The organism is Rubrivirga sp. (assembly GCF_049648075.1).
In the GTDB taxonomy this organism is placed as follows: domain Bacteria; phylum Bacteroidota; class Rhodothermia; order Rhodothermales; family Rubricoccaceae; genus Rubrivirga.
In genome coordinates this window covers 1-6,095 of sequence record NZ_JBARYR010000115.1, presented here as the reverse complement: position 1 = coordinate 6,095, position 6,095 = coordinate 1, and the positions used below count along the sequence as shown (strand labels likewise).

The window sequence follows — 6,095 nt, the reverse complement described above, 5'->3', positions numbered from 1 at the left end:
GTCCTCGACGACGTGATGACGGAAGCATTCGCCGTCGTCAAGGAGACCTGCCGCCGGTTCGTCGGCAAAACCTGGGAGGCCGGCGGCGCCGAGATCGAGTGGCAGATGGTGCCCTTCGACGTCCAACTCTTGGGCGGGACGGTACTCCACCGAGGACAGGTCGCCGAGATGAAGACGGGTGAGGGCAAGACGCTGACGTCCGTCGCGCCGATCTACCTCAACGCGCTCGTCGGCCGCGGCGTCCACGTCGTGACGGTCAACCCGTACCTCGCCCAACGTGACGCCGAGTGGATGGCGCCCATCTTCGAGTTCCACGGGCTCACCGTCGACTGCATCGACAAGCACCCGTCGCACAGCCCCGGCCGCCGCGGCGCCTACCGCGCCGACATCACCTACGGCACCAACAACGAGTTCGGGTTCGACTACCTGCGAGACAACTCGTTCGTGGTCGACGCGAACCAGCTCGTCCAGCGGCACCACCACTACGCCATCGTCGACGAGGTCGACTCGGTCCTGATCGACGAGGCCCGGACGCCGTTGATCATCTCCGGCCCGGTCCCCCAGGCGTCGATCGACGAGTTCAAGGAGTTCAACCCCGCCGTCGAGCGCCTGGTCCGCGACCAGCAGAAGCTCGTCGCCGGCTACGTCTCCGACGCCGAGCGCAAGCTCCGCGAGGCGGACAACTTGGAGGCGAACGGCGACAAAAAGCAGGCGAGCCGCTTGCGCGACGAGGCCGGCTTGGCACTCCTGCGCTCCCAGCGTGGCTTCCCGCGCAACAAGAAGCTCATCAAGCTCAAGGGCGAGCCCGGCGTCGAGGTCCTGATCCGCAAGGTCGAGGCCATCTACCTCGCCGAGTCCGCCAAGCGGATGCCCGAGGTCGACGAGCCGCTAAACTTCGCCCTCGAGGAGGCCCAGCACCAGATTGAGATGACGGACAAGGGCCGCGAGACCATCGGCCGGGCGGCCGGGACGGACGCGGAGTTCTTCGTCATCCCCGACGTCGGCTCGGAGATCGCCGTCATCGAGCGGGACTACCAAGAGAAGAAAGCGGACCTGATCGACTCGCTCCAGGCCGACGAAAGCCTCGATGAGGAGAAGCGGCAGAACAAGCTCGACAACGACCTGCGCGTGCTGCGCAACGAGGCCGAGGAGGCCAAGCGCCAGCTCTACACGCAGTACTCGGAGAAGTCCGAGCGCATCCACGCCGTCAACCAGCTGTTGCGCGGCTACACGCTGTACGAGAAGGACAAGGAGTACATCGTGCAGGACGACAAGGTGATGATCGTCGACGAGCACACCGGCCGCGTGCTGCCGGGCCGTCGCTACTCGGACGGGTTGCACCAGGCCATCGAGGCCAAGGAGAAGGTCAAGGTCCAGGCGGCGACGCAGACCTACGCGACGATCACGATCCAGAACTACTTCCGCATGTACGCCAAGCTGGCGGGCATGACGGGCACGGCCGAGACCGAGTCCGAGGAGTTCGGGAAGATCTACGACCTGCCCGTGGTCGTCGTCCCGACCAACCGGCCCATCGCGCGCGACGACGACGACGACCTGATCTACAAGACAAAGCGGGCCAAGTACAAGGCCCTCGTCAACCGGATCGAGGAGATCCACGAGACGGGCCAGCCGCTCCTGATCGGCTCGGCGTCCGTCGAGACGTCGGAGCAGATGTCGCGGCTGTTGCAGCGCGCGAACATCAAGCACAACGTCCTAAATGCCAAGGCCTCGCGTGCGCAGAGCGAGGCCCAAATCGTGGCTGAGGCCGGCCAGAAGGGTTCCGTCACCATCGCCACCAACATGGCCGGTCGCGGTACGGACATCAAGCTCGGCGAGGGCGTCCTCGAGCTAGGCGGCCTGGCCATCCTGGGCACGGAGCGTCACGACAGCCGCCGCATCGACCTGCAGCTTCGAGGACGTGCCGGCCGCCAGGGCGACCCGGGCTTCAGCCAGTTCTACGTCTCCCTCGAGGACGACCTGATGCGCCTGTTCGGTCACGACCGGACGGCCAAGATCATGGACAAGCTCGGGATGGAGGAGGACGAGGTTCTGACCCACAAGTGGCTCACCAAGGGCGTCGAGCGGTCCCAGACCAAGGTCGAGCAGAACCACTTTGCGTCGCGTAAGCGCCAGCTCGAGTACGACGACGTTCTCAACGCCCAGCGAGAGGTCATCTACGACCGCCGCATGCACGCCCTCGAGGGCGACCGCCTCAAGGGCGACATCCTGGACATGCTGCGCGGCTTGGTCGAGCGGATCGTCCAGGAGCACTACGGCAACGGCGACATCGAGGAGATCCGCGAGGCGCTGATCCGGCACCTGGCGTTCGACCTCGAGGTCGACCCGGTCACGGCGCACTCGCTCGGCGAAGACGGTCTCATCGAGCACGCGCTCGACAAGGCGACGGCGCACTACCGCCGCAAGCGGTCGGCGCTGGCGTCGCCGTTCTACACGTCGGCCCGGAACATGATGGACAAGGCCGAGGAGGACAAGCGGCCCAAGAAGCTGTTCGTCGACTTTACCGACGGCCGAAAGGTGCTCCGGGCGACCGTGACGCCGGAGGCCGTCCTGGAGTCGCAAGGCCAGGAGATCAACGACGCGCTCGAGCGCGCGGCCGTTCTATCGGTGATCGACGAGAAGTGGACCGAGCACCTGCGCGACCTCGACGAGGTGAAGCAAGGCGTCGGGCTGCGCTCCTACGGCCAGAAGGATCCGCTCATCGAGTACAAGATGGAGGCCTTCAAGCTCTTCAAGGAGTTGGTCCAGACCGTCGACGAGGAGGTGATCGGGTTGGTCTTCAAGGCCGGACCCCTCGTTCAGGGCGACAGCCAGCGCCAGGCGGCGCGGCGCGTCCAGCAGGTCTCGAAGCCGCGCTTGGACGCGAGCCGTGCCACGGCCACGCAGGAGGCGGCGACGCCGGACTACGCGGCCAACGTCGGCGGTGACGGAGCTTCGTCAGCGGACCGCGATCCCACGGCCAAACCAATGCCAGTGAGCGTCGAGAAGTCGGTCGGCCGGAACGAGCCGTGCTCGTGTGGGTCGGGCAAGAAGTACAAGCATTGCCACGGCCGCGGGTGAAATGAGGACGGCCTCGAGGGCGGAGACCAATCGGTCCGTTCTCGAGGCCGCTCTGTAGCCGTGCGTCAATCTGGTCAGCGTCGAGATCCCTCGACCAGCTGACTGTGCCGACCTATCGGATTGGAGTTGCGCTACGCACTCCAACCGATTCGCCCTCGGAGCCGACCCGCGTTCGCAGGCGTCCTCGAGGACGGCGATTTAGACTGCGAAGACCGAGCCGGCCGTCTGCATCGGACGATGTGCCGCGAAGATCTGGCCCGCGGTCATGCGCACCGGTGGGGCAGCCTCGAGGCGGACGACCTCGAGGGCGTAGGTCCCTGTCCGGCCGCCGACGGCGCGGAAGGAGACGCGGTCTCCGACCTCGAGGCCGGCGGCATGGGACGTGAACGGAAAGCGACCGCCGGAGCCACACGCGACGGTGCCTGTTCCGCGGGTCGAGTTGTAGAGGGTGACGGTTCCGGTAGTCATCGGTCTGTGTGGATGAGATGGGGGCGCTACGAGGGCCCGTCCCGCTGGTTACACCAGACGCTCTCGATTCCTGAACCTGGCCGCTACCGTACCACCGTCAGCGTGCGCGTCATCACTGCGTCCCCGGCCTCGAGGACGACGACGTAGATGCCCGGCGATAGACGCCCTGCATCGAAGGCGACCTCGAGGTCGCCCGCGGAGCGCTCGCCCTCGAGGACGACGGCCACCTCGCGGCCGAGCGCGTCGAACACCCGGAGGTCCACCGCGCCCGACGATGGCAGGCGGCAACGGAGCACGACGGCGCCGTGCGCCGGGTTTGGGTGCGGCGCCAGTAAGAGCGCCCCGCCCGCCTCGTCCTCCGTGGCCGTCGGCGCCGCCTCGATGGCGCGGACGGTGATCGTGGACGGGTTGGCGTTGCTGTACTCGGCGACGAAGGTGATGCCGGCCAGGGCGCCTTCGGCGACGACCTGAGCGAACTCGCCCTGGATCTGGTTTACGTTCGTGCCCTCGAGGATGGTGAACGTGTCGCCGATCTGGGGCGTGTAGCCGGGCCGCACGCGCACGACGAGCGTGCCGGCCGGGCGGATGGGAAAGACCGGGCCGCCGGTGCCGATGAAGTCGATGCGGTCGCTCTGCCCGTCGGCGTCCACGTCGATCAACAGGCGCGGGTCTCCGGCCGTAGGCGAGAAGTAGAACCGGCCAGACGCACCAAGCGCCGCGATGGGCTGCACCTCGGTCCCCGGGCTGACCTCGCCCTCGATGAAGAACTGCGTGGAGCTGATGCGGAGCGTCCCGTCTCCGGTGACGCGCGTACCGGCCGGAAACGAGGCCGAGGCGGGGAGGTCGAGGTCGAGGCGCGTGAGATTACCGATGCGCAGTTCGGAACCGGGCTGGCTGCGGAGCCGTCCGCCGAGCGACGAGACGCGCAGCGACGTGAACGCCTCGACGCGCGCGTGCAGCAGGCCCGCGTTTTCGAACTGGCCCGTCCCGTCGCCCGCCAGAATCCTGGCGCCATCGAGCAGTTCCACCGCCGCACCGGCGCGGTTGCGCAGGACGGCGCCTTCGAACGGGGTGATGACCGACTGATCCTCGACGCGAATCGTGCCCGCGTTCTCGAGGACCACCTGCCGGATGAACAATCCGTTGTTTCGGACGCGGAACAGGCCGGTGTTGAGGAACGCGCCGCCAGTGCTGCCCAACTCGGCGTTGGTTTCCGTCTGCAGACCCGTCCCGCCGACGGCGAGGGTGGCGCCACCGGGGCCGGCCGCTAGTGTGGTGAAGGTGAAGACGAGGGAGCCCTGAGGCTCGCCCGTGAGCGTCCCGTCGGCGACGTAGACGACGAGAGGGCCCCCGCGCGTGAACCGCATCTCGGCGTCCGCGGCGATGTCGAAGGTGGTGTCGCCGATTCGGCCGCCGCCGTTCACGCGGACGCTGCCGGCGCGGACATCGAACGTGCCGCCGTCGACGTCGATACGGGAGTGCAGGGTCGTCAGGTTCGGCGTATCGCTGCCCGGATCGAACACGACGCGGCCCCGAACGCGGAGCGTGGAGAAAACGTTGCTGGCCCCGATGTTGATGCCGGTGACGCTCGTATCGACCAGCAGTTGCCCGCCGGGCGCGATGTCCAGCGTGCCGCCCTCCGAGAGCAGGCCCGTGAGGCCGATGTGCGTGATCACGCCCTCGACGGTGAGCGTGCCGGTGACGCGCGGCAGGCCATCGCATAAGGCGCAGTTGGCCGAGCCGCGCACTTCGAGGCGCCCGTTCGGTCCGACGGTGCCGCTGCCCAGGCTCGCCATCGTCTCGGAGAGGGTGAGCGTCTGCGTGCCCAAGGCGCCGCCGAGCACGAGTACGCCCAGAGCGCGTTCCTGGTCGAAATTGACGGTGTACGTGCCCGGTTGCTGGATGCAGGCGGTGGCACCCGAGCCGGGGACGCCAGCGGTCCAGTTGGAGGGGATGCTCCAGTTGCCGCTGACGGGCGCAGTCCACGAGGTGGTGCAGGTCTGCGCCTCCGGAGAGGCGGCGAGCGCCACGAGGGCGAAGAGGAGGATGAGGCGGGGCATCGTTGAAATGAGGTGTCTGACCCATCTCACCGAGAAGATGGAAGACGGCAGCTCACACGGTGCCACTTGTTCCGCGAACCTGCCCCGTCAGTTGCTCCCCGTCCTCGAGGCCGCGGGTCGTCCGCGAGGTCGCAATAGGGAAATCCTCCGGACCTCTTCTCTTCCGCGCCTCCGCACGCATTCCCGTCCTCGAGGCCACAAGCCGCGTCCGCCATCTCCTCCATGCACCTTCGAGGGCGCGCCTCAACGCCTCTCCACGGCAGCCGCCGCGATCCTTCACCGCGGGCGGGGTGACACGGCGCCCTCGAGGCCGTAGCCTTCCGTATGTCCCGCCCGCCTTCCCGTCCTCGAGGTCGCCATGCTGCGTAGCCTCACCATCCGCGACTACGCGCTCATCGAGCGCCTTGAGGTCGAGTTCGACAGCGGGCTCAACATCATCACGGGCGAGACCGGTGCGGGCAAGTCGATCCTGCTGGGCGCGCTCAAGCT

Annotated in this window: 4 protein-coding genes; 2 read left to right on the top strand and 2 right to left on the bottom strand. The window is 67.6% G+C overall.

Annotated elements, in window-relative coordinates; all coding sequences use genetic code 11:
* Positions 1-3,078 (top strand): SEC-C metal-binding domain-containing protein (locus WBA11_RS03195; protein ID WP_424519279.1); only part of this gene is annotated, 3,078 nt, incomplete at its 5' end.
* Positions 3,079-3,276: 198 nt separating this feature from the next.
* Here the strand turns inward: WBA11_RS03195 and WBA11_RS03190 are convergent.
* Both WBA11_RS03190 and WBA11_RS03185 read right to left on the bottom strand, forming a co-directional pair.
* On the bottom strand, positions 3,277-3,546 hold the full coding sequence (locus WBA11_RS03190) for a cold-shock protein (RefSeq protein WP_424519278.1): 270 nt from the start codon (positions 3,544-3,546) through the stop codon (positions 3,277-3,279).
* An 83-nt stretch (positions 3,547-3,629) separates the two neighbouring features.
* On the bottom strand, positions 3,630-5,606 hold the full coding sequence (locus tag WBA11_RS03185) for a T9SS type A sorting domain-containing protein (RefSeq protein WP_424519277.1): 1,977 nt from the start codon (positions 5,604-5,606) through the stop codon (positions 3,630-3,632).
* 358 nt (positions 5,607-5,964) lie between these two features.
* Between WBA11_RS03185 and WBA11_RS03180 the strand changes: the two genes are divergently transcribed.
* On the top strand, positions 5,965-6,095 hold a 131-nt coding region (locus tag WBA11_RS03180; protein WP_424519280.1), incomplete at its 3' end, for an AAA family ATPase.

What these genes read in the sequence shown, in the direction of transcription:
- WBA11_RS03190 (WP_424519278.1), bottom strand. Translation starts at nt 3,546, where the DNA reads ATGACTACCGGAACCGTCACCCTCTACAACTCGACCCGCGGAACAGGC.
- WBA11_RS03185 (WP_424519277.1), bottom strand. Translation starts at nt 5,606, where the DNA reads ATGCCCCGCCTCATCCTCCTCTTCGCCCTCGTGGCGCTCGCCGCCTCT.